Annotated in this window: 20 protein-coding genes; 12 read left to right on the top strand and 8 right to left on the bottom strand. The window is 46.6% G+C overall.

From position 1 onward, the window contains the following. Positions 1–161: 161 nt before the first annotated feature. Positions 162–4307 carry a DNA polymerase III subunit alpha gene (gene dnaE / locus Q0323_RS00415; protein WP_298050471.1) on the top strand — a complete coding sequence of 1382 codons (4146 nt, stop codon included), beginning with the start codon at positions 162–164 and terminating at the stop codon, positions 4305–4307. A 1415-nt stretch (positions 4308–5722) separates the two neighbouring features. On the opposite strand, the gene hisG is transcribed toward dnaE, so the two are convergent. Genes hisG through Q0323_RS00390 form a run of 5 tightly spaced genes read right to left on the bottom strand, consistent with a single transcriptional unit; the run spans position 5723 to position 8824 of the window. Continuing rightward, positions 5723–6334, bottom strand: coding sequence for an ATP phosphoribosyltransferase (gene hisG / locus Q0323_RS00410; RefSeq protein ID WP_298050470.1), 612 nt, complete (start codon positions 6332–6334; stop codon positions 5723–5725). Continuing rightward, entirely contained in the window at positions 6331–6951 is a 621-nt protein-coding gene (locus Q0323_RS00405) for a type III pantothenate kinase (RefSeq protein WP_298050469.1), read from the bottom strand. Before Q0323_RS00405 ends, hisG begins: the two co-directional genes overlap by 4 nt. Beyond that, positions 6938–7273 (bottom strand): hypothetical protein, encoded by a 336-nt coding sequence (locus Q0323_RS00400; protein ID WP_298050467.1) that lies wholly within the window; start codon positions 7271–7273, stop codon positions 6938–6940. The genes Q0323_RS00405 and Q0323_RS00400 overlap by 14 nt, the downstream gene beginning before the upstream one ends. Next, on the bottom strand, positions 7260–8273 hold the full coding sequence (locus Q0323_RS00395; protein ID WP_298050465.1) for an L-seryl-tRNA selenium transferase: 1014 nt from the start codon (positions 8271–8273) through the stop codon (positions 7260–7262). The genes Q0323_RS00400 and Q0323_RS00395 overlap by 14 nt, the downstream gene beginning before the upstream one ends. After that, on the bottom strand, positions 8273–8824 hold the full coding sequence (locus tag Q0323_RS00390) for a hypothetical protein (protein ID WP_298050463.1): 552 nt from the start codon (positions 8822–8824) through the stop codon (positions 8273–8275). Before Q0323_RS00390 ends, Q0323_RS00395 begins: the two co-directional genes overlap by 1 nt. Before the next feature lie 116 nt (positions 8825–8940). Here Q0323_RS00390 and gatC point away from each other — a divergent pair, with 116 nt between their 5' ends. The 11 genes from gatC to cydB all read left to right on the top strand — a co-directional run bounded on the left by gatC (position 8941) and on the right by cydB (position 19443). Further along, positions 8941–9228, top strand: a complete 288-nt coding sequence (gatC, locus tag Q0323_RS00385; protein ID WP_298050461.1) for an Asp-tRNA(Asn)/Glu-tRNA(Gln) amidotransferase subunit GatC — start codon at positions 8941–8943, stop codon at positions 9226–9228. Between the two features lie 10 nt (positions 9229–9238). Continuing rightward, positions 9239–10321 carry a type IV pilus twitching motility protein PilT gene (locus Q0323_RS00380; RefSeq protein ID WP_005871218.1) on the top strand — a complete coding sequence of 361 codons (1083 nt, stop codon included), beginning with the start codon at positions 9239–9241 and terminating at the stop codon, positions 10319–10321. Beyond that, on the top strand, positions 10321–10998 hold the full coding sequence (locus tag Q0323_RS00375) for a CvpA family protein (protein ID WP_100067315.1): 678 nt from the start codon (positions 10321–10323) through the stop codon (positions 10996–10998). The genes Q0323_RS00380 and Q0323_RS00375 overlap by 1 nt, the downstream gene beginning before the upstream one ends. Continuing rightward, positions 10995–11462 carry a Fur family transcriptional regulator gene (locus tag Q0323_RS00370; protein ID WP_005871221.1) on the top strand — a complete coding sequence of 156 codons (468 nt, stop codon included), beginning with the start codon at positions 10995–10997 and terminating at the stop codon, positions 11460–11462. Before Q0323_RS00375 ends, Q0323_RS00370 begins: the two co-directional genes overlap by 4 nt. Before the next feature lies 1 nt (position 11463). Then, positions 11464–12963: a lysine--tRNA ligase gene (lysS, locus tag Q0323_RS00365; RefSeq protein WP_298050459.1), complete on the top strand. Its 1500-nt coding sequence runs from the start codon at positions 11464–11466 to the stop codon at positions 12961–12963. A 2-nt stretch (positions 12964–12965) separates the two neighbouring features. Beyond that, entirely contained in the window at positions 12966–14213 is a 1248-nt protein-coding gene (locus tag Q0323_RS00360) for a serine hydroxymethyltransferase (RefSeq protein ID WP_298050457.1), read from the top strand. A 94-nt stretch (positions 14214–14307) separates the two neighbouring features. Then, positions 14308–15339, top strand: a complete 1032-nt coding sequence (locus tag Q0323_RS00355; protein ID WP_298050455.1) for a hypothetical protein — start codon at positions 14308–14310, stop codon at positions 15337–15339. Next, positions 15339–16124: a shikimate dehydrogenase gene (locus tag Q0323_RS00350; protein WP_298050453.1), complete on the top strand. Its 786-nt coding sequence runs from the start codon at positions 15339–15341 to the stop codon at positions 16122–16124. The genes Q0323_RS00355 and Q0323_RS00350 overlap by 1 nt, the downstream gene beginning before the upstream one ends. A gap of 478 nt (positions 16125–16602) precedes the next feature. After that, positions 16603–16809: a DUF4492 domain-containing protein gene (locus Q0323_RS00345; RefSeq protein ID WP_005871229.1), complete on the top strand. Its 207-nt coding sequence runs from the start codon at positions 16603–16605 to the stop codon at positions 16807–16809. 2 nt (positions 16810–16811) lie between these two features. Next, positions 16812–18335, top strand: coding sequence for a cytochrome ubiquinol oxidase subunit I (locus Q0323_RS00340; RefSeq protein ID WP_298050451.1), 1524 nt, complete (start codon positions 16812–16814; stop codon positions 18333–18335). A 1-nt stretch (position 18336) separates the two neighbouring features. Continuing rightward, the gene (cydB, locus tag Q0323_RS00335; protein WP_298050450.1) at positions 18337–19443 is read left to right on the top strand and encodes a cytochrome d ubiquinol oxidase subunit II; all 1107 of its coding nucleotides are present in this window, start codon (positions 18337–18339) and stop codon (positions 19441–19443) included. A 346-nt stretch (positions 19444–19789) separates the two neighbouring features. Here cydB and Q0323_RS00330 read toward each other — a convergent pair whose 3' ends face one another. From Q0323_RS00330 to Q0323_RS00320, 3 genes are all read right to left on the bottom strand, one after another. Then, positions 19790–20758, bottom strand: coding sequence for a putative transporter (locus Q0323_RS00330; RefSeq protein ID WP_298043837.1), 969 nt, complete (start codon positions 20756–20758; stop codon positions 19790–19792). A gap of 31 nt (positions 20759–20789) precedes the next feature. Then, on the bottom strand, positions 20790–23537 hold the full coding sequence (locus tag Q0323_RS00325) for a pitrilysin family protein (protein WP_298050448.1): 2748 nt from the start codon (positions 23535–23537) through the stop codon (positions 20790–20792). 14 nt (positions 23538–23551) lie between these two features. Next, positions 23552–23737 (bottom strand): hypothetical protein (locus Q0323_RS00320; RefSeq protein ID WP_298050446.1); only part of this gene is annotated, 186 nt, incomplete at its 5' end.

The raw sequence follows: 23737 nt of genomic DNA, 5'->3' as shown, positions 1-23737 counted from the left end.
TTTAATCCGTAAGATTCAGAATGTAAAACCTCCGAAGTAAAATTCCGTAACAAAATTTGCTCGTAAAATTCCGCACCCAAATTTAAGCTAAAATTTCATTAAATTTGACCGTTTCTAAAGCCCGAATTTAATATAATCTCCAAATCAAAAAAGGACCAAAAATGAGCGACTACACCCACCTGCACCTTCACACCGAGTATTCGCTGCTAGACGGCGCGAATAAAGTAAGCGAGCTCGCCGAGCTTTTGCAGAGCCGCGGCACCAAGGCGTGCGCGATCACCGACCACGGTAATATGTTCGGCGCGATAGACTTTTATCAGACGATGAAAAAGCACGGCATCAAGCCGATCATCGGCATCGAGACCTACCTGCACAACCACGACGATATCGGCGATAAAAGCGACCGCCAGCGCTACCACTTGATACTGCTTGCCAAAAACGAGACGGGCTACAAAAATTTAATGTATCTTAGCTCGCGCGCGTTTTTGGACGGCTTCTACTACTATCCGAGGATCAACAAAAAAATTTTAAAAGAGCATAGCGAGGGGCTTATCTGCTCCTCGGCATGCCTGGCGGGCGAGGTGGAATTTCATCTAAATAGAAGCGAGCGAAATTTAAAGCGCGGCGCGGGCGGCTACGAAGCGGCGAAAAAAGCGGCGCTTGAGTATAAGGAAATTTTCGGCGAGGATTTTTATCTCGAGATCATGCGCCACGGCATCGGCGAGCAGTTAAATGTCGATAAAGACCTCATCCGCCTCTCGCGCGAAATCGGCGTCAAGATCATCGCTACCAACGACGCTCACTATGCGCGCAAGGACCGCGCCAAGGCTCACGACGTCTATCAGTGCATCTCGATGGGCAAGACGATCAACGACGGCGACCGCCTAAAACACGTCGTTTCAGAATTTTACGTAAAAAGCGACGAGGAGATGAGGCGGCTTTTTGCGGACATCCCCGAAGTGATCGAAAATACCGCCGAGATCGTGCAAAAGTGTAATTTGAAATTTGCCTTCGACGAGAAGGACTACGCGCCGACGCCGCCGAATTTTAAATTTACGATCGAATACGCCGCTAGGCTCGGGCTTTCGCTGCCGCAGCCCTCGGAGCGCTATAGCTTTGTAAACGATGATTTTTTATTCGATCATCTGTGTCGCGAGGGGCTTAAAGAGCGCCTTAAATTTATTGATCCCGCCAAGCACGAAATTTATCGCGAGCGCCTGGAAAAGGAGCTTGCCATCATCAAAAACATGCATTTTTCGGGCTATATGGTCATCGTGCAGGATTTCATCAACTGGGCGAAGGACCACGATATCCCCGTAGGCCCAGGTCGCGGCTCTGCGGCGGGCAGTATCTGCGCGTATGCACTTCGCATTACCGACCTCGATCCGATCCCGTATAATCTACTTTTTGAGCGATTTTTAAATCCGTCGCGTATCTCGATGCCCGACATCGACGTGGATTTTTGCCAGGCGCGCAGAGGCGAGGTGATCGACTACGTCATCGATCAGTATGGCAAATACAATGTCGCGCAGGTTGCGACCTTCGGTAAGCTGCTCGCGCGCGGCGTCATCCGCGACGTGGCTCGCGTCTGCGATATGCCGCTTTCGCAAGCTGATAAGATGGCGAAGCTGATCCCCGATAAACTAGGCATCACGCTTACGCAGGCTTACGACGCCGAGCCGAAGCTGAAGGAATTTATCGACGCAGATCCGATCGCACAGCAGGTTTGGGAGTTTGCGCTAGGCCTTGAAGGGCTCAATCGCAACGCAGGCATGCACGCTGCGGGAGTAGTGATCTCAAATGAGCCGTTGTGGAACAAAGCGCCGCTATTTAAGCAGGATAAGGGCGAGGATGCGCGCCTGGTCACGCAATACACCAAAAACTATCTTGAGGACGTCGATCTGATAAAATTTGACTTCCTGGGTCTAAAAAACCTCGATGTGATTGATAATGCCGCCAAGCTTGTCAAGCGCCGCTACGGCCGCGATATCGTCTGGGAGGAGATCGATTTTAACGACCACAAAACCTATGAGACGATTCAAAGCGGCAACACGCTGGGGATTTTCCAAATCGAGGGCGCGGGCATGCAGGATCTTGCGATGAACCTGCGCCCCGACCGCTTCGAGGATATCATCGCGATGATCTCGCTCTATCGCCCGGGGCCGATGGATCTAATCCCTGATTTTATCAGGATCAAACACGGCGAGCTAGAAGCAAGCTATATCTTCCCCGAGATAAAAGAAATTTTAGAGCCAACATATGGAATCATCGTCTATCAAGAGCAGGTCATGCAGATCGTGCAGAAGGTGGGCGGCTTTAGCTTGGGCGATGCCGATCTAGTGCGCCGCGCGATGGGCAAGAAGGATGAGAAGAAGCTCGCTCATATGCGCGAGCAGTATCTAAGCGGCGCCAAAGAGCTGGGCTTTGACGTAGCTAAGGCGGATGAGCTATTTGATCTGATTATGAAATTTGCCTCCTACGGCTTTAACAAATCCCACGCCGCGGCGTATTCGATGATCACCTTTCAAACGGCCTATCTTAAGACCTACTATCCGGCGGAGTTTATGGCGGCGCTGCTTACTTCGGAGGAGGGCAACACCGATAAAATTTCAAAATATATCGACGAGGCGAGCCGCCTAGGTATCGGGCTTTTGCCGCCGTCGATCAATCAAAGCTTAAGAGGCTTTAGCGTCGTGGACGACGAAAACTCCAAATCAGGCACCTCGATCATCTACGGCCTAGGCGCAATCAAGGGGGTAGGCGGCGCCGCGATCGAGAATATCTTAGAGCTTCAGAGCGAGGCTAAATTTCAAAGTATCGACGATTTTGCTTCGCGTGTGGATAATTTCCGCGTCAATAAAAAGGTCATCGAGTCGCTGATCTACGCAGGCGCGATGGATTGTCTGGGCAAGAGCCGCCTGGCGATGATTCAAAATATGGAAAATATCCTAGACGTGATGAAAAAAATCACCGAGATTAAAAAGGACGCCGCAAGCTCGCTTTTTGGCGAGGATGAGGATATGACGAGCGGCATGAGCGTAAGCTTCGTCGATACCGATAAGGAATTTCCGCAGGGCGAAATTTTGAAATTTGAGCAGCAGACCGTGGGCGTGTATCTCTCGGGGCATCCGCTGGATGATTACAAAGAGGAGATGGAGGGCATCGACTATACGCTATCCTCGGCATTTAGCGAGATCGACGGCGATAGCGCCGAGGTGCTTAGCGTAGGGCGGATCGAGGATCTGTCCACGCGCATGACGAAAACGGGCAAAAAAATGGGGATTTTAAACGTGCTTGATTTGCACGGCAGCTTCGAGCTCGCGGTGTTCGATAACGCGCTAAAGGCGATCGAAAACTTAAGCCCACAGGAGCGGGAGCATCCGTATGCCTTTATGATCAAAATTTCAAAAAGCGCAGTCGGCGGCGCGGCGTATCAGCTATCGTTTCTTTCGATGATGAGCCTGCAAAACGCTCGAGATGCGAGCTTCCGTCCGCGCGCGGGGGTATTTTTAGGCGAAAATCCGCTAAGAGCCTATGCTAGTGAGCTTGACGGCATTTCGTACACCAAATCCAGCGAATTCGACGAGCTGGTGGACGACGGGGGCGCGGGCGTTAAAATTTTATGCGTCGGCAAGATCGAAAACGTCTTTTCGCGCACGACCAAATCGGGCAAGCAGATGGCAAATCTTACGGTGCTTGATCTTGCGGGCAGCTTCGAGATGAGCGCGTTCGGTGATATTTGTGATGCGGTCACTGCGCTAACGGACGCGGAGCTGGAGCGCCCGATGGCGTTTTGGGCACGGCTTAGCAAAAACACGAGCCCTTACGGCGGGAAATTTCAAATTTATTTGGATGAAATTTTAACCCTAGATGCCGCGCAAAATATCGACGGCTACGCACCTAGCAAGGTGCGAGGCTTCGGTAGTGGGGAGCGTGAGGGCTTTAGCGGCAGCAATTTTGGCTCCAGCAGAAACTTTGGTGGCGAACGAGGCGGCGGCTACGGCAGCGGGAATTTTGCGGAGCGAAGGGGCGGGTTTACTGCGGAGGATCCCGCCTTTAAGGCGCGCAAAGAGCGCGAGGCACAGCGCAAAAACGCGCAGGATTTCGAGTTTGAGCTAAGCTTGGGCGAGCTTAGTCGCGAGAAAATTTATAAAATTTACCACCTCGCCTTTTGCGACACGGCGCTAAAAAACACCAAGCGGCTGATTCTACGGATCCGCAACGGCAGCGAGGTGCTCGTTTATCCGACCGAATACATCGTGAGCGATAATTTCACCGAAAAGGTGCGCGAAATCATCGCGGCGTAGGCGGGGTAGCCGCTCTATCGCCACGCTAGGTCGGTTAAAATTTATTCTTGCTTGTTGTGCCGCACGCAAGCGATATTTGAGCGCGCAGAGAGCCTAGACTTTGGCGCGGTTGCGATAAGAGACGACAATATTGGCTCAAAGCTTGCCGCGCACAAAATTTGCTGTGTTACGCGCAGAAACCAAAACCGCACGGATCGCTCTCGATATCTAAATTTATTGCGTTTATTGCGGCGGAAATTTATCTGCCACAAATTTACAGGCACATAGACCGCTTCCTGCTTTATTGCGTCGGTGAGGCTTGGTAGCATGCCGTTTGAGTTACCGCAATAACAGCTCGCCATACCTCGACAGAGTTGAATTATATTCTCGCGCTAGCCTACCTGCGGCATGATAAACGACATGAGCGTTTTTAAATTTCGAGATAAATTTTTGCGAAGCCTTACTTTGGCGAATCTCCGCGCAGCTTTAAAATTTTAAACTTTAGCGGATTTGAAATTTTAGGCATAGTTTTACTACGTAAAATTTTATCGCAGTAAAATTTCGCCGAGCAAATTTAGTAAAGCACGCAAAAACAGACCCAAGACGCGCAGAAAAAATCCGAAACAAAAGCTGGCCCAAGCAAATGGTACCCGAAAAAATCAAGCTAGCGCGGACTGGGCTTGAGCCCGAGACCTGCTCGCAGCTCGTCCTGAATCCAAAATTTATCAAAATTATTAAACGATTATATTTGGAATTTTTCGCGCTATATATATTGATCGCGCTAAGCGTGTTTGTCCTGCCCGAAAATATAGGTGATAATGCTGCTTGTGCGGGCTTTGTAAGCCTTATAGCAGTTTTTCAAATGTCGCCATGGCAGAGATTGGCTTATGCGCAGAATTTGCGGAGCTTTACTTAGCTGCGATGTGGGCGGCTAGCATCTTAATTTTTGCGCAAGCTGCTTCCTATGCTTAAAGAGTAGCGCCGATTAAATTTTGCACGATTTTGAGCGGCGAAATTTAGCGAGTTGAAATTCAGAAATTCTGTCGTTTCCAAGCCGCGGAAATTTGAGCCTAAATTTAGAACTTGCAAAATATTGAAATTTTACGGCGTGAAATTGTGGAGCGAGATTTTGGAATTTTGAAATTCTATGCCGCAGGGTTTTAGAATTTCGGAATTCTACGAGCTGCAAATTTAGGCTAAATTTTAAAATTTGTAGCGATAAAATTTTAAAATTTTACGCCCCGTGGCTCGACAGCGCTTCCGCTTCTTGATAGATCAAATTTGCAGGCTGGTTTAAATTTAGTCGGTGCGGTTGCCACCGTAAAATTCTATACGCAGCAGCGGCCTTTTAAACAACGGCGCACCAAAGTGGCGATGATTCTCACGCAAAATATGCCGCGCGGGCCGCAAGCACCCGTGCGGCGGGCAAGCGAGCGTTAAGCGATCGTGCGGGCTAGTTTATCTCTTAAATTTAAAATTTCATCGCGTTTTAGCACGAAGCTGTTTTTGTTGGCGATGAGGTGCGCCGAGCTTTGCATTATGGTTTCTGCGGGTTGCAGCCCGTTTTGCTTCATCGTAGCGCCGGTCTCCACGACATCGACGATAGCATCGGCAAGCCCTATGAGCGGGGCTAGTTCGATCGAGCCGTAGAGTTTGATGATATTTACGGCGACCGCTTTTGAGGCGAAGTATTCGCGAGTGATGTTAGGCATTTTCGTAGCGATTTTTAGGCTCGGAGCGCCGTAGTTTAGCCGGGTGCCCGCATGCACGCCCACGCAGACGCGGCATTTTCCGATTTTAAGATCGAGCAGCGTAAGCACGTCAGGGCGATGCTCCTCAAGCACGTCAAGCCCTACTACGCCGATATCCGCCGCGCCTCCCATAACGTAAGTAGGGATATCTTGGTTGCGGACGTAGAGGAATTTAAAATCGCCCTCTTGCATTATGAGTTTGCGATCCTCGAAAGCAAAATCAAGCCCGAAGATGGTTTTGAAAATTTTAAGTGTATCGTCGGCTATGCGGCCTTTGGGAAGCGCTATGGTTATCATGCTAGCCCCTTTTTTGCGATTAAGCTTACCATCGATTTGAAGATCAAATCCTTTTCATAGATCGAGTTGCGGAAATACCGCATCAGATAGGCTCCGTCGCCGCCCGTGAAGTAAATTTTATTATTGCCCGCGATGTTTTCGATAGTAAGCACGATAGGCTTTAAAATCCCGTAGTTTACGGCGTTTACGGTCTTTTGCGGCAGCGGGTCCAGATCGATATTGGTTGAAAGCGTAACATCCAGCACGGGCGCGATGCTCGCGAAAGATTTTAAAAGCGTGCCGATACCGGGCATTATGAATCCGCCTAGGTGTGAGCTTTTAAACATCAAATCCACGGTGATCGCGCTGCCCGCATCGACGACGACGCCCGTCGTCACCGCCGAGCACGCCGCTATGCGGTCGATCCCAAGCCCGCGGTAGGCTGTTTTTAGCTCAAAGTGCGGCGCCAGATCGACAAACAGAGGGTTTTTCAGCTTTTTTTTCACGCTATCGTTTACGCTAATGAAAAAAATTTGCTCTTTCGGCTCGTACCGCATAAACTCCGCTATGGGCATGCTTTGCGTTACGCCGCCTTTATAAAATTTAACTCTGGAATTTCCCACGTCACACAAAAGCATAGAGGCTAAATCCGTTTTCTTTTAAAAATTTCGCGCTTTTAGAGCATATTTGCGAGTTGTAAAACAGCACGCGCTTTTTCACGACCTTGCCTAGGCTTGCGCTAATGTCGCTTGCGAGCGAGAGTAGAAATTCCGCATCGCGCATCACAAAGCGAGATTTTGCGTCGCGCATAAATAAAAGAACGTTGTAGCTTTTCAGATCCACGCCGAAATACGCGCCATATGAGCGCGAGCGCGTAAAGCTAGCGATATCTAGCGTTTGAAATTTTTGAAGCAGGAGCCCTTCGCGAACGCAGAGTTTTGAAATTTTATCTAGCATCAAAATTTAAAATTTTATCGTCGTAGTAAAAGGACGTGCCCGCGATAAAGGACTTATCATCGAACTCGCCATTTAGCTCGTAGATCGCCTGACCTTCTAAATTTTCGTCGGTACGGATGACGTAGCCGTTGCGCTCGATGATATACAGATAGCCGCCGCTAAGTAGTGCGCCGCTAAACTGCGCGAAGGTAAATTTACGCGATTTGATCAAATTTAGCCCGCGATCGAGTAGCTCGACTCTGCCGTCTTTTAAGAAAAGATAAATTCTATCGCCGCTAAAAATCACGTCTTTGATGTCTACGTTATGGTTTTTATTGCCCGCAGGACTTACCAGCATTAGCCTAGTGGCGGTCACAGCATAAAGGTTATCGCCCTTGTTTTCTAAGGCGATAATGTTGTTAAAAAACGGCTGGTTACTCACGACAAAATCGCGTGCCGAGCGCCCGCCTACGTTTTCTGCGATGCTGACTAGTCCGTCTAACGCAGGATAAGCGATAAGTTGGTTGATAAATAGCGGTGACGCTACGCGCGAATCGATTGCGAATGCATCGCCTACTTTATGATCGAGTACCACTGCGCCCGAGCTTAGCTTGATAAGCATAATCGAATCATCACTCATCACTAAAGCCAAATCATCGCCGCGTATATTTGCACTGAGCGCTTGTCTGCCGAGGGCTTTTTCAAATTTTACGGCACCTGTGCTACCAACTACTTTAAGCGTGCCATTGATGTCGGTTACGACGAAATTTCCGTCATATTCGCCTAAAAATTTCTCACTTTTTAAGACTTTGAAATTTTTCACCAATCCATTTTTAGAGATGACTTCGCCGTCTTTTAGCGTAGCGCCATCTTTACTAACCGCTACGATTTCTGACGGCAGCGAGCCGTTAAATTTCATATCGCCTGTGATGTTTTCGTCGCTAGGTTCGAAATACTGGCGCTTCGTCGAGCAGCCTAAAAATAAAAACGATAGTAAAAGCGTAAATATCAGCGTTTTTTTCATTATTTATTGCCTCCATAGTGTTTCAAAGCAAGTGCGATTTGACGAACTGGCGAGTTGAGTGGAATTTTATCTAGTTCTGCGTGAGCTTGCTCGATTTTGCCCTCTTTTAGTAGGTCGTAGCCTTTGAGCAAAGAATCGTAATCTGCGAGTAGCACTCCGCCTTGTTTGCCGTTTTGTAGATTTATTATCTCTTTTAGCATAACATCGATGCCTTGGGTATTTTCTAGCGCCGCTCGCTCGTCTGCAGAGCCGTTTTGCAAAATATAAAGAGCGTATAGATTGATATCTTTTTGCTTAAGCTCGGCTAGCTTAGCGTCATCGCGCTTGTTAAGCAGCTCGTCATAGATCGCATTAGCGCTTGCTATGCGGCGATCGCTTAGAAATTCATTTGCGTAATATCCGATAAACGCTACGATCAAAACCGCAACCAAAAATATCAGCGGCTTTTTGTATTTTTTTACGAAAATTTCACTTTTTATGACGCTTTCTAGAAACTGCTCTTCTGTGCCAATCTCTTTTTTCACGCCTTCGATGTCGTCTTTTAAAGCCAAAATTTAGTCCTTTATTTGAGAAAATCGGCGTAATTGTAGCATAAAAAATTTTAAATACCGCCTAAGATAAAGAATTTTTATGATATAATGTCGCATTTATCAGAAAAAGGAAAGTTATGATAATAGACGATGCCTTGCTAAGTAAGCTAGAAAGGCTATCTGCTCTTAAAATTCCAGATGCTAAGCGAGAAGAATTTAAAGGGCAATTAAATAATATTGTAGATTTTGTAGAAATTCTAAATGAGCTGGATTTACAAAGCGGCGAGGTGGCTATCACTACGCTAAAAGGCGGTACTCCGTTTCGCAAAGATATCCCACGCAAAAGCGACGTCGCAGAAAGCGTCTTAAAGCATGCTCCGCAGTCCGAAGGCGGCTACTTCGTAGTACCGAAAATCATAGATTGAAAGGAATTTTATGGAAGAAGTTCAAAGAAATTTAGTAGATATCGAAACCCTACTAAAAACCGTCGTTTTTAACAAAGCGAGCGACCTTCACTTAGTTTCGCGCTCGGCGCCTCAAATACGTATCGACGGAACATTGCGCCCACTTGCCATGGATCCGCTTAAGGGCACGGATATCGAGTATATCTGCTACGCGCTCATTACCGATGCGCAAAAAAGTGCGCTCGAGGAAAATAAAGAGCTCGACTTTGCGATCGAGCTTCCTAATATCGGACGCTTCCGTGGTAACTACTACTACACTATGAACGGTGATTTGGCTGCCGCATTTCGTATTATTCCTATCGATATTCCTAGCCTGGACGATTTAAAAGCCCCTACGATTTTTAAAGAGGTAGTCAAGCACGAAAAAGGTATGATTTTGGTTACCGGGCCTACTGGTAGCGGTAAATCAACTACTCTTGCCGCGATGCTAAACGAGATCAACGAAAAAGAGCGCAAGCACATCATTACCGTTGAAGATCCGGTCGAGTTCGTCCATACCAATAAAAAAGCGCTTTTCTCTCACAGAAATATTGGCACCGATACCCATTCCTACGCTAATGCGTTAAAATTTGCCTTGCGTGAGGACCCGGACATTATCCTAGTTGGTGAGATGCGCGATAGAGAGACTATCTCGATCGCCATTACCGCTGCAGAGACCGGTCACTTGGTATTTGGTACGCTACACACCAACTCCGCGATGCAAACGATCAACCGTATTATCGATAGCTTTGATGGTGGCGAGCAGCTCCAAGTACGAAATATGCTCTCCGTATCACTTACCGCGGTCATCTCGCAATCGCTTTTGCCAAAGCTTGGCGGTGGACGTATCGCGATCCATGAAATTTTGCTAAATAACAATGCCGTAGCGAATCTAATCCGCGAAAACAAGGTGCATCAAATTTACTCTCAAATGCAGCTAAATCAGCAATCTACCGGTATGATAACTCAAACTCAAGCGATGGTTAAAGCGATCCGTGCAAATCAAATTTCAAAAGACACGGCATTTAGGTATTCGACTAACCTGCAAGAGTTAATAGGCGTGGTGGGTGCTTGATGGAAGGTATTAATTGGTTCGACGTCGGCTGTTTAGTACTCGTAGTGCTCTTCGGACTGCGCGGTATCACCAACGGCATTGTAAAAGAAATTTTTGGAATTTTGGGTCTCATCGGCGGTCTTTTTGCCGCGATGCGTTATAAAACTATGGCAGGCGAGTGGATTGCAGCAAAAATTCCAGCTTTACAGAATGCAAACGGCGTACTTTCGGGTGATACGACGCAGGTTCTCATCGGCTTTATCGCTGTGCTTTTTGGCGTATGGATCTCGTGTCTGATTATAGGCGAAATCATTTCAAAATTCTTTAAATGGAGCGGACTCGGATTTGTCGATAAGATCGGCGGTTTCGTGTTTAGCGTAAGTAAAATTTTCTTGATTTTTGCAGTTATCGTTACGCTTGCAAGCGGTCCTATGTCGATGAATGAACAGACCAAAAAGTATTTTGAAAGCAGCAAAACTGCGCCGATTTTCTTAAAAATCGGAAATTGGATTTTAAATCTCAAAGACGATCCGAAGATCAAACAAAGCTTGGATTCTATCGGTTCTAAGATGGATGATAAGCTCTTAAAAGATCAGAATTCTACCGCCCGTATGAACTCGGATCAAAATCAAAGCACTGAACCTAGCGATTTTAACGCCAGTTCAGAAGTAAATTCTACAGAAAGGACAAAATTATGAATGCAAAAATCGAAAATTTAGAGTTTGACGCTCTAATTGTTGAGTTTAAAAAGGCACTTGCCGCTAGCGGTCTAAAATACACAAAACAACGCGAGGTTTTGCTTCGTACGCTTTATAACAATAACAAACACTTCACGCCCGAAGCGCTTCATAATGAGATCAAAGCGAAATTTCCGGAGCTAAACGTAGGCATAGCGACGGTGTATCGCACCTTAAATTTGCTTGAGGATTCAGGTATGGCTACGTCGATCTCATTCGGCGCACAGGGTAAGAAATTTGAGCTTGCCAATAAGCCTCACCACGACCACTTAATCTGCAAAAGCTGCAATAAGATCATAGAATTTCAAGATGCTACTATCGAACGCAAGCAGCTTGCCGTCGCCAAAGAGCACGGATTTACGCTTACGGGACATATGATGCAGCTGTATGGAATTTGCCCTGAATGCGCGGCAAAAAGGAAGTAGATTGTTTGATAGCCAGTTAGAAATCCAAAGGATAGATAAGGCGTCGGAACTTCGGAATTTAGGGGCTAATCCCTATCCGCACTTTCTAAAAAAAGATATTAGTATAGCCGAGTTTAAAGAGAAATTCGGCTACATAAAAGATACCGAGGATAAAAAAGCGAGCGAGAGCGAGGAGGTAAGCCTCGCCGGGCGGCTAAAGCTAAAGCGCGTCGCGGGCAAATCCACCTTTGCAAACATAGAAGATCAAAGCGGCAATATTCAAATTTATTACTCGCGCGACAGCATCGGCGAGGAGGATTACGCTAAATTTAAGAAAAATCTTGAAGTGGGCGATATAATTTTGGTACGCGGATACGCCTTCGTCACCCAAACGGGCGAGTTTTCGATCCATGCCAGCAAAATAACGCTCGCGTCCAAAGCGATCTGCCCGCTTCCGGAGAAATTTCACGGCCTAACCGACATCGAGATGCGCTACCGCCAAAGATACCTCGATATGATAATGAACCCAGAGATCCGCGAGGATTTTATCAAGCGCTCGATCATCGTTAGCGAGATCCGTAGCTTTTTTGAGAAGCATGGATTTTTGGAAGTCGAAACGCCGATGATGCACCCTATCGCAGGCGGCGCGAACGCTAAGCCGTTCATCACTCACCACAACGCCCTCGACGTCGATCGCTACCTGCGTATCGCGCCGGAGCTCTATCTAAAGCGCCTCGTCGTAGGCGGCATGGAGGCGGTCTTTGAGATCAACCGAAACTTCCGCAACGAAGGTATGGATCTGACGCACAATCCGGAATTTACCAGCATAGAATTCTACTGGGCGTGGCATGATTATAACGACGCGATGAACCTAACCGAAGAGCTATTTAAAGCGCTGTTTAAGAGGCTCGGGCTGGGCGAAATTTTAACCTACGATGAGCGCGAGATCGATTTTTCAAAACCTTTTGCGCGCATAAAGTATCTCGATGCACTTACGCAGATAGGCGGCATCGAGCCGCAGATCATAAATGATCGCGAAAAGATCATCGCTAAACTCAAAGAGGATAAATTTGAAGTCAATGAAAAGCTCGATCTAGGCCACCTACAGAGCGAACTTTTTGATAATTACGTAGAAGCTAAGCTCATAAATCCGACCTTCATCGTGGATTTTCCGATCTCGATCAGCCCACTTTCGCGCAGAAGCGACGAAAATCCGCAAATAGCCGAGAGATTTGAGCTTTACATCGCGGGTAAAGAGCTAGCCAACGCCTTTAACGAGCTGAACGATCCGCTCGATCAATACGCCAGATTTAAGGCTCAAATCGACGCTAAAAACGCAGGCGATGACGAAGCTCACGAGATGGACGAGGATTACGTCCGCGCGCTTAGCTACGCGATGCCGCCGACTACCGGCTGGGGGCTCGGTATCGATCGCTTGGCGATGATTTTGCTGAATAAAAAATCGATCCGCGACGTGATTTTGTTCCCTGCGATGAGGCCACTAAATTTAGAGAAGGAGTGAACGTGTCAAATTTAGAAAAATTCGATAATGAAATTTTTAGTTTAACCAACAAAGAGCTTGCTCGCCAGTGCGATTATTTAGAGATGATCGCGAGCGAAAATTTCACCTATCCCGAGGTAATGGAGGCGATGGGCTCGGTGCTAACGAACAAATACGCCGAGGGCTATCCCGGCAAGCGCTACTACGGCGGCTGCGAGTTCGTGGACGAGATCGAGCAGATCGCGATCGATCGCTGCAAAAAGCTCTTCGGCTGTGAGTTTGCAAACGTCCAGCCAAACAGCGGCAGCCAAGCCAACCAGGGTGTTTATGCCGCATTTTTGAAACCTGGCGATAAAATTTTAGGCATGGCGCTTAGCCACGGCGGACATTTGACGCACGGCGCGAAGGTTTCAAGCAGCGGAAAGATGTATGAGAGCTTCGAATACGGCGTGGAGCTTGACGGCCGCATAAACTACGATAAGGTGCTTGAGATCGCTCAGATCGTAAAGCCGAAGATGATCGTTTGCGGTGCGAGCGCCTATACGCGCGAGATAGATTTTGCTAAATTTAGACAGATCGCAGATAGCGTGGGCGCGTTTCTTTTCGCCGACGTAGCGCATGTCGCAGGGCTCGTCGTCGCGGGCGAACATACTAATCCGTTTCCGCACTGCCACGTCGTAAGCTCGACCACGCATAAAACGCTTCGCGGTCCGCGAGGCGGCATCATAATGACCAACGACGAGGAATTTGCTAAAAAGATCAACTCGGCGATCTTCCCGGGCATCCAGGGCGGTCCGCTAATGCACGTCATCGCCGCAAAGGCGGTCGGGTTTAAACACAACCTAAGCCCGGAGTGGAAGGTCTATGCCAAGCAGGTCAAGGCAAACGCTAGAGTTTTGGGCGAGACGCTGGTTAAGCGCGGCTTTGATCTCGTTAGCGGCGGCACCGATAACCATCTGATTTTAATGAGCTTTTTAAATAGAGATTTTAGCGGCAAGGACGCTAGCGCCGCGCTTGAAAACGCAGGCATTACGACGAATAAAAACACCGTTCCGGGCGAGACGCGCAGCCCATTCGTCACCAGCGGTATCCGCGTCGGAAGCCCCGCACTTACGGCGCGCGGCATGAAGGAGAAAGAATTTGAGTTTATCGGAAATAAAATCGCCGACGTGCTAAGCGACATCTCAAATTCCAAGCTTCAGGCGCGAGTTAAAGAGGAAGTGCGGGATTTGGCGCACCGCTTTATCATCTACGACCGCGCGATGTATTAAATTTAATAAATTCGGGTAAGCTTACCCGAATTATTTATTTCGTAAATTTTGCGTGGTAGAATTTACAAAGTAAATAATAATCTTAGGAGAGAGTATGAACGACAAAAATTTCGATATGAGCAGCATAGACGACATAGTGATCAATAGCGGTAATGTCGATAAGAACGCGAATTTAAAAAAAGGTCTTACCGCTGCAGCCGGCGTCGTAGTTTTATTCTTAATCATTTTAATCATAATGAAGGCTATTAATAAAGACGATATTGATACTAACGCAGGTCTTACTATGCCTAGTGAAGAAGAGCTTGCCAAAGCGGAGCAAAAGCCTGCCGTGCAAGTTCAAAAGCCTGAGCCTTCGCAGCCTGAGCCTGTAGAAGTGAAATCAGAACCCAATACAGCATCTGCAGCTCCAACCAAAGTAGAGATAAAAACCCAAGAGCCTAATTCCGAAAGCAAGGTCGTCGCAAGCGCTCAGCCTGAAGCACAGAAAGTAGAAATCCAAAAGCCCGAAATCAAAGAAGAGCCAAAAAAATCCGAAGTTAAAATAGAAAGTAAAAAGATTGAGCCTAAAGACGAAGCTAAAAAACCTGAAAAAACGGATGTAAAAAAGTCCGAGCCTAAAAAAGAGTCTGCAAAAGACGAGATCAAAAAAGAACCTTCTAAAACCGAAATTAGAAAAGTCGAGCAGAAAGTAGAGCCTAAAAAAGAACCTGAAAAACAAGCAAAAACAGAAGTTAAAAAAGAGCCTTCAAAAACGGAAGCTAAAAAGGAACATGCTAAAGCTGAGACCAAGAAAGAGCCTGCTAAGTCCGAGCCTAAAAAAGAAGCTAGCAAGCCGGAGTCTAAAAGCGAGAGCGTAAAAGCTGGCGTTGCAGCAAAGAGCACCAGCACCAGCGTGGCAAACGGCAGTTATGTGCAGGTTTTCGCATCAAATGCCTACGATCCAAACGGGTCTGACACTAAAAAAATCACTAAAAAAGGCTATAATCCGATCGCTCTGCAAACTCACGTCGGCAGCAAGAGCGTAACTAAAATTTTAGTTGGACCTTTTGAGGGCGAGGCGCTACAAAAGGCACTTAGCGATATGCGCAGCATCAATAGCGGAGCGTATATCTACCGAGTGAAATAGTGGACAGATTTGCGGTTTTCGGCAACCCGATCGCCCACTCTCTCTCGCCGCTACTTCATAATTACGCGATAAAATTTTTGGAGCTGGACGCCTACTACGGGCGAGTTTTGCTGCAACGCGGCGAGGAGCTGCGCGCTAAATTTGAAACTTTAAGGCTTGCGGGCGCGAACGTAACCGTGCCTTTTAAGCTCGACGCATTTAAAGCATGCGACGTCCTAAGCGAGGCGGCGCAGAAGATCGGCTCGGTAAACACGCTGGTGCTAAAAGGCGGCGCGCTGCAAGGCTTTAACACCGACGCGCAAGGCTTTTTCTGCGCGATTTTGGGCTTTGGCGAGATTCGCAACGCGCTTATTTTAGGCGCGGGCGGCACGACGCGAGCGATCGGCTACGCGCTAGGCAAAAACGGCGTGAAATTCGACATTCTAAATCGCAGCGCAAAAGATTTTGACTTCGGCTGCGAGGAATTTTTTACTTATGAAAATTTTAGATCCAAAGACTACGATCTGATCGTCAATGCCACCGGTGCGGGGCTCAAAGATGACGCGCTGCCTGCGCCCGAGGGGGTAATAGATGAAATTTTATCCCGCGCAAAATTTGCTTTTGATGTTATCTACGGCAAACAGACTCCATTTTTACAAGCCGCGCGCGCAAAAAATCTGCCCGTAAAAGATGGCAAAGAGATGCTTATAAATCAGGGCGTGCTTGCTTTCAATCTCTTTTTCGGCGGCAAATTCGACCTAGCAGAGATTGTATCGCTGATGAGCCGTGCTGCGAATTTGCGCTAAATCGACTCTTAGGCTTCTCAATTATACGTCCAGTCTAATGAAATGCTTTAAATTTTGCATGGAGTTAGTTATCCGTTCTTAAATTTCGTATCGTGTAGCTTTGGGCGTTTGATTTTAAAATTCTTACGTCTGCTTTCAGCTGAGCGCGTTAATTTGCCTACAAAAAATTCTATTTAAAATCGCTACGAATTAGGCATAAAGATGCTTGGTAAAGTCTCGCGCATTTTTCTGCTCGTTTCTTGGATGTTCTATTCTAAAATTTTACGACGAATCTAAACTAAAATTTTGTGCAGTTTAAGTAAAATGTGATTGTTTGTGAATTATACAATAAAACTTTACTTGAGCGAGATGACGCAAGACCGAGGCGTTTATTAAAAAGATAAAATTGCTACCAAAATTTCAAAATTTAAAGCTAAATTTTAATTAATTGTTATACAATAAAAAATATAAACTAATAATTGCTAAAGGTTAAAATTCGATGTTTTTCGGCAAAATTTTAAAATTTTACGCGCACGGATTTGCTTCGATGAAGCTTGGCAAAACGCTATGGGCGGTGATTTTGATCAAGCTGTTTATAATTTTTGTGCTACTTAAATTTTTCATTTTCGACGAAAACTTGGACTCTAAATTTAAAACCGATCAAGAAAAAATCGATTTCATTTATAAAAATTTGACTAAGGAGTAGGAATGCAAGAGCTTGCTAGCGTGGATTGGTCGAGGGTGCAGTTTGCGCTCACGGCACTTTATCACTTTCTTTTCGTGCCCCTAACGCTGGGGCTTAGCTTTATCGTGGCGTTTATGGAGAGCCTGTATGTCGCGACAGGCAAACAGGAGTGGCTCAAGATCACTAAATTTTGGCTGCGCCTTTTCGGTATAAATTTCGCCATCGGCGTCGCGACCGGTATCATAATGGAGTTTGAGTTCGGCACCAACTGGGCGAATTATAGCTGGTTCGTGGGCGACATCTTCGGCGCGCCGCTTGCGATCGAGGGCTTGCTGGCGTTTTTCTTGGAGGCTACCTTTTTTGCGGTAATGTTCTTCGGCTGGGATCGCGTAAGCAAGAAATTTCACCTTATCTCGACCTGGCTTGTGGCGATCGGATCAAATTTAAGCGCATATTGGATCCTAATCGCGAACGCCTGGATGCAAAACCCGGCAGGCACGAGCTTTAATCCCGATACGATGCGTAACGAGATGAGCAATTTTTTAGATATCGCGCTATCTCACTTCGGAGTGGCTAAATTTTTACATACCGTCGGCGGCGGCTACATTACCGCGGCGCTTTTCGTGCTTGGAATTTCGGCGTTTTATATGCTAAAAAACAAAGACTTCGCACTTGCTAAAAAAAGCTTCATCGTAGCGGCAAGCTTCGGTATGCTAAGCTCGCTTTTCGTGCTATTTAGCGGCGACGAGAGCGCCTATCAGGTCGCGCAAAAGCAGCCGATGAAGCTTGCGACGATGGAGGGTCTGTATAAGGGCGAAGTAAATGCAGGCATCGTCGCGGCGGGAGTTTTAAATCCGAGCAAAACCGCGGGAGACGATAAGGAGCCGTTTTTATTTGAGATCAAGGCGCCTTACGCGCTGGGGCTGATGGCTACGAGAGGGCTTGATAATTTCACTCCGGGCATCGATGATTTGGTATTTGGAAACGAAAAATTCGGCATCGAAGGCGCGGATAAAAAGATCGAAAAAGGCAAAATCGCCCTGCAAGCGCTAAAGGATTACAAGGCCGCCAAAGACGCCAATGATACTGCGGCGATGCAGCAAGCGCGCGAAATTTTATTCGGCAACCAAAATATGCAAAATTTAGGCTACGGCTACTTTGACGACGCGAAGCAGATCGTCCCTCCCGTGGCGCTTACCTTTTATAGCTTCCACGTGATGGTGGCTCTGGGAAGCTATTTTATCTTGCTATTTTTCGTTACGCTATTTTTGGCGATGCGAAAGAATCTCGCCGAATACAAGAAAATTTTATGGCTTTGCGTTTTTAGCATCCCTCTGGGATACGTCGCGTGCGAGGCGGGCTGGATCGTGGCCGAAGTAGGGCGCCAGCCGTGGGCGATACAAGATCTCATGCCGGTGGGCGTCGCGGCTACGAGCCTGGCGGGGACGAACATAATGATCTCGTTTGCGCTCTTTGCGGTTTTATTTACGGTTTTATTCATAGCCGAGATAAAGATCATGCTAAAACAGATAAAGATAGGATTTTAAGATGCACGAAATTTTTCAAATTTATTGGTGGTGCGTGGTTTCGCTTCTGGGCGGAATTTTGGTTTTTATGCTCTTCGTGCAGGGCGGTCAGACGCTGCTTTTTACGCTGGCGAAAAATGAAACCGAGAAGGATTTTATAATAAATTCCATCGGCAAGAAATGGGAGCTTACGTTTACTACGCTCGTTATGTTCGGCGGAGCGTGCTTTGCGGCGTTTCCGCTATTTTATGCGACCAGCTTCGGCGGGGCGTATTGGGCGTGGATGGCTCTGCTTTTTTGCTTCATAATCCAAGCCGTCGCTTACGAATACAGAAAAAAGCCCGATAATTTCTTGGGCGCTAAAACTTATGAAGCCTTTCTTTTCATAAACGGCTCGCTGGGCACGATCCTGCTTGGCATCATCGTCTCGACGCTTTTTAGCGGCAGCGAATTTGCGCTGGGCGATAATAATTTCGTGCAGTGGAAAAATCCCGCTCGCGGACTTGAGGCGCTAGCAAATCCGTTTAATTACATCTTGGGAGTTGCGCTATTTTTCTGCGCTAGGACGGGAGCGAGCTTATATTTGATGAATAATATAGCCGAGCTCGAAATGATCGCCAAACTCAAAGCCTCGCTTAAATTTAACGCTAGCGCGTTTTTGGTTTTTTTCATCGCGTTTTTGGCGTGGGTCTTGCTAAAGCAGGGCTACGCGATCGGCGCCGGCGGCGTAGTAAGCCTTGAGAGCTTTAAGTATCTACATAACTACTTAAGCCTGCCTGCGGCGCTAATCTTGCTGCTGCTGGGCGTAGTGCTGGTGCTGGTGGGTATCGTCAAAGGCGCATTTACAAGCAGCGTGCGCGGAGTATTTTTCTACGGCATGGGCGTCGTATGCGCGGTAACGAGCGTATTTTTGATCCTGGGTCTAAATCACACGGCGTTTTATCCGTCAAATTTCGACCTGCAAAGCTCGCTTTCGATAAGCAATGCAAGCTCGAGCCTCTATACGCTTAAGACGATGTTTTACGTGTCGTTTCTAGTTCCTTTTGTGCTGGGTTATATCAGCTATGTTTGGCGCGCGATGGATGCGAAAAAGCTTGATAAAGAGGAGCTTGCAAACGAGCATTATTAAGCACGCCAGCTCTAGCACGGCTTCCGCGCGCCGTGTGGCGGCGAGGCTGTGCTTTTGTGCACGGCAACTGCGTGCTCTTGCGCTTAGTTAAATTTCATATCGGTGGCGTTTTTTATGCGCCGCATCTATAAAAATTTTAAGGATTAAAAATGATCAAATCTTTAGTTTTCATCGCGATTTGGATGATCTTGCTCGTAGGAAGTTATAAATTTATAAAGCTAAACATTACTCATCACGAAAAAAGAGAGCAGTAAAAGCGTAGAAATTTTAAAAGCTTGCGGTCCGGGATTTCGCTTTAAATTTAGAAAGCGAAATCTAGAGCCGCAAGATGCGGGCGAAATTTTATCTAGCCCTTGTAGTCAATATTTTTTTCGAATTCTTTAAGTCGCATATGGATTGAGCGAAGCTCCGTGATCGTCGTCCAGTTATTCATAAAAATACTAAAACTTCCGCGCACTTGATTAAAGGCGTTGCTTACCTGCACCAACACACCCAAAGTGATCGCCTGAGTAAAAATACCAGGACCGACCAAAAAGTAAGGCACTAAAATTAAAATTTGAGAAAAAGAGCGAAGCCATAGATCGAAATAACAAAGATGCAAATATAACTTGTAATAGTTATGCTTCAGCTTAGCAAACAGCCCCCCAACTTGCTCCTGCCCTCCATAGTTGATCTTGTCGTCCTCGGCTAAAACTAACTCTTTTCTAAACGCCGCTTCTACCTTTTGGTTATCGTATTCCAGGCGCGGCAGGTACCAGCCCACTAACCACGAAATGATAAGTCCGCCGATGCTGACTCCCAGTGCGATCCATACGAGAGAGCCCGGTGTTTCGTTTAAAAAAGGTATCTTGACCTTTGCGCTAAGCTCCCAAAGCACGGGGATGAACGCGATTAGCGTTAAAATCGCAGATAGCACTCGCGAACCGATATCTTCTAAGATGCGCGCAAAGCGAAGAGCGTCTTCTTGGATACGCTGCGAGCTTCCCTCTACGTCGTGTTCGACATTTTTCCAATATTTAAAATATGAAAACGTAATCGCCTCGCGCCATTGAAACACCCAGAGTCTAACGACGTACCTCTCAAGAACGCCCACTAAAACTAAAGGGATGGCGATCCACAAAAATATAAACATCTGGTTCCAAAAATCGTCTATGGTGTGGTTTTTAGCGTCTTGAGCCAGATCGTAAAAGGAGCGGTTCCATTTATTGTATTGCACCATAAGATCCACTTCAAAAATTTGCACCAAAATAATAAAAATTAGACCTGAATAAGCAAAGAATGCGTATTTTTTACTCTTGAAAAACGATGAAAACAATTAAACTCCTTTATTCTTTCGGTTGCGCCTCTTACGGCTTTGCATCGCTGCTTGGTTTTGGATTTAAGATTGCCGTAAATAGATGCTCGCGAAGCACCCGCGCCGCTTTTTGCACGTCCGCGCTTTTTACTGCGTTTATGCTTGCTGCGTAGCTTTTTTCGTCATAGAGCGGATAGCCGTAAAGCTCGTGCGCAGTGATATTAGCAAGCCAAAAATCATTCGTCTGAGCAGCCCTTTTGGTCGATAGAATTTGAGCTTTTTTAAAATTTGCCAGCTCGCTATCTTTTGCGCCCGAGCTTTCGATCTGCTTTAAAATTTCACTCACGCTTGCTGCAACGGCACGGGCGTCTTTCGGCTCGGTAGAAAACGATACGTTCAAGCTCGCTGCGATTTGTGGCTCGCGCACATAGGCGCTATGCACCATCGCCGAGTAAATTTGTCCGCGTGCCTCGCGGATCTGCTCGACGATACGATTGCCTAGCACGCTTTTTAACGCTTGAAATTTATAAGTGTCTGCAAAGTCGAAATTTTGCAGCTCATAGTTTGAAAAAATCATCCGAACTTCGCTTTTATCACTATCGCCGTAGTCTTGCACAATCTCTCCGCTAGAAGTATTTAACATCAGAGTTTTAGGTGTAGCGCTGCTTGTGCCGGACTTTAGATTGCCGATATATTTGGCTAGAATTTGTTTTGCGCGCGCAGGCTCAAAATCGCCACTAAGCACAAAGATAAAATTTCCAGCACCTGAAAAAATTTCATCCGCATCGCGCTGTAAATCGGCAAGATTTGCGCTCTTTACGTCATCTGCGCTAAGCGGCTGCTTGCGAGTCGTATCTCCTGAATATAGCGATTTTAAAATTTGCTCGCCGAATTTAAATTCCGCCGTCTCGTCTCGTAGCGCAATCGCCGAAAGCGCGTCGGTTTTGTATTTTGTAAGTGAGCTTGCATGAATTAACGGCTCGCTAAATCTTGCGTAAAGCTCGTGTGCCATCGCCTCCAGATCCGCCCCTGCGCCTCTAAAACCGCAGTCCGCGTCATCCATCCTAAATCTTAGCTTATAATCAAATTTTGAAGTCAAACGTCCCGCCTCGTATTCGTTTAGCTCGCCTATGGTGCCTGAGTTTAGCAGCGCGGTTAGAATTTCGCCACGAGCTTTGCCGAAATGCGCGTAGCCACCTTTTTTAACGGCTGCGAGGGCAATTTTATTTTTCTCGCTTTTAAGAGGCTTTAAAATTACCTTCGCGCCGTTTTTAAACTCCAAAATTTCAGTGCCGCTAGCGCCTTTTTGTGCTTTAAATTCCGCCTCTTTTAAATCTGCTCCCGCAAGCTGCTTGGAAGCAAGCTTCGAAGCAGCGAAATTAAACGGCACCGCTTTTTCGTAGAGCAGCTCCGCGTCTTTTTGGCTAATGCCCAAATCCTTTGCCGATATAATCTCCGTAAATCTCGCTCCATCTGTTATCTTTGAGAAAAATTTATTAACATCTGCTAGCGTTATTTCTTCTAACGCCTTGAGGCTTAGATCGTGCTCGTCTTGCTTACTAAGCTTTACATTGCCGTTTTGTACGAAATCAAGTAATGCCTCTATTTGCGCACTTTGCGTATCGTTTTTAAGCAGATCGGCTTGCACTTGATGTTTAAATTCTGCCTTAACGCTATCAAAATCGTCATTGTTAAATCCATGTTCGCGCACCCCTTTGATCGCGCTAAAAAGACTCCTTAGCGTGGCGTTGGCGTCGAAATTAAAAATATTCGCGCTTATGCTGTATAGTCTGCGGTTTTTAAACAGATCGTCCGAGCCGAAATAGGCTTTAAGCGGAATTTTGGCATTTACATTCATCGCGTCGTATCCAAGCTCCATCAGCCTCGATACGTAGGCTTGCAGCCACTCATTTTTAAGCGCACCGTAGCTTCTTAGCGGCTCATATTTGCCTGCGTAAAGCACGCTAGCGACATTAGCGCCGAGCTCGGGCTCTACGGTGCTTGCAAGCCCGCCTTCAAATGGCCGTAGACCAAGATCGCGCGGGATTTTTTCGCCGTGCGCAGAAAGAGAGCTAAAATTTTGCTTGATTAGGTTTTTAATTTGCTCAACATTTACGTCGCCCACGACTATGATGCTAATGGCGCTAGGAAGGTAGTTACGCGCGTAGAATTTTTTTAGTTGCTCGCCGGTGGCGCCTTTGATGATTTCATTTTGTCCGATCGGAAAGCGTCTGGAAAATATGGAATTAGGGTATAAATATGTGGCGCGCTTTTCGTAAAAGCGCCTCTCAAAGCCTTTTTTTGCTTCCTCTAAGATTACACCTTTTTCCTTTTGCGTTTCGTTCTCGTCAAATTTTACGCCGCCTGAATAATCGCGCAGTACCAAAAATATGTCCTTTAGTGTCTCGTCGCTCACTTGAGCCTGGATGTTGTATGTGGTGTTTTCAAAGCCTGTTTGCGCATTGAGATCGGCGCCGAATTTTACTCCCAAGCGCTGCAAGGTATGAACTAGCTCGTTTTTATCGAAGTGCTCGCTGCCGTTAAATGCCATATGCTCGACGAAGTGCGCTAAGCCCTGCTCGTCGTCATTTTCATCGACACTACCCGCGGCTACGTTGAGGTAAAAAAGCGCGCTATTTTTTGGCACATCATTTTTGAGGATATAAAATTTCACGCCGTTTGCCAGCTCGCCGTGCACTACGCTAGGATCGAGCTTAAGTGGCGCGTCCGGGTTGATATCTGCGGAGTAAAGGCTCAAAGAGCAAAGCAGGGTGGCGATAAAAAATATAAACTTTTTCATAATTGTCCTTGGATTTAAAAACTTGCGATTGTAACAAAAGCTAGTTTAAAGTATGATTTTGCTAGCTTTGCTATGGGTGAAATTTTGCCAAAGATTTGGGATTTTACTTGCGGTTTTGAAATTTTACTTGCAGAATTGAGAGGAATGGAATTTTTGGAATTTTTGGAATTTTTGGAATTTTTGGAATTTTTGGAATTTTT

The sequence above is a fragment of the uncultured Campylobacter sp. genome, from assembly GCF_938030145.1.
Classification (GTDB): domain Bacteria; phylum Campylobacterota; class Campylobacteria; order Campylobacterales; family Campylobacteraceae; genus Campylobacter_B.
This window is presented reverse-complemented; position numbering and strand designations above follow the sequence as displayed.

Excerpts from the sequence above, each read along its gene's own strand:
- dnaE (WP_298050471.1), top strand. The coding sequence starts at position 162 with ATGAGCGACTACACCCACCTGCACCTTCACACCGAGTATTCGCTGCTA.
- hisG (WP_298050470.1), bottom strand. The coding sequence starts at position 6,334 with ATGATAACCATAGCGCTTCCCAAAGGCCGCATAGCCGACGATACACTT.
- Q0323_RS00405 (WP_298050469.1), bottom strand. The coding sequence starts at position 6,951 with ATGCTTTTGTGTGACGTGGGAAATTCCAGAGTTAAATTTTATAAAGGC.
- Q0323_RS00395 (WP_298050465.1), bottom strand. The coding sequence starts at position 8,273 with ATGAAAAAAACGCTGATATTTACGCTTTTACTATCGTTTTTATTTTTA.
- gatC (WP_298050461.1), top strand. The coding sequence starts at position 8,941 with ATGATAATAGACGATGCCTTGCTAAGTAAGCTAGAAAGGCTATCTGCT.
- Q0323_RS00380 (WP_005871218.1), top strand. The coding sequence starts at position 9,239 with ATGGAAGAAGTTCAAAGAAATTTAGTAGATATCGAAACCCTACTAAAA.
- Q0323_RS00375 (WP_100067315.1), top strand. The coding sequence starts at position 10,321 with ATGGAAGGTATTAATTGGTTCGACGTCGGCTGTTTAGTACTCGTAGTG.
- Q0323_RS00370 (WP_005871221.1), top strand. The coding sequence starts at position 10,995 with ATGAATGCAAAAATCGAAAATTTAGAGTTTGACGCTCTAATTGTTGAG.
- Q0323_RS00355 (WP_298050455.1), top strand. The coding sequence starts at position 14,308 with ATGAACGACAAAAATTTCGATATGAGCAGCATAGACGACATAGTGATC.
- Q0323_RS00345 (WP_005871229.1), top strand. The coding sequence starts at position 16,603 with ATGTTTTTCGGCAAAATTTTAAAATTTTACGCGCACGGATTTGCTTCG.
- Q0323_RS00340 (WP_298050451.1), top strand. The coding sequence starts at position 16,812 with ATGCAAGAGCTTGCTAGCGTGGATTGGTCGAGGGTGCAGTTTGCGCTC.
- cydB (WP_298050450.1), top strand. The coding sequence starts at position 18,337 with ATGCACGAAATTTTTCAAATTTATTGGTGGTGCGTGGTTTCGCTTCTG.
- Q0323_RS00325 (WP_298050448.1), bottom strand. The coding sequence starts at position 23,537 with ATGAAAAAGTTTATATTTTTTATCGCCACCCTGCTTTGCTCTTTGAGC.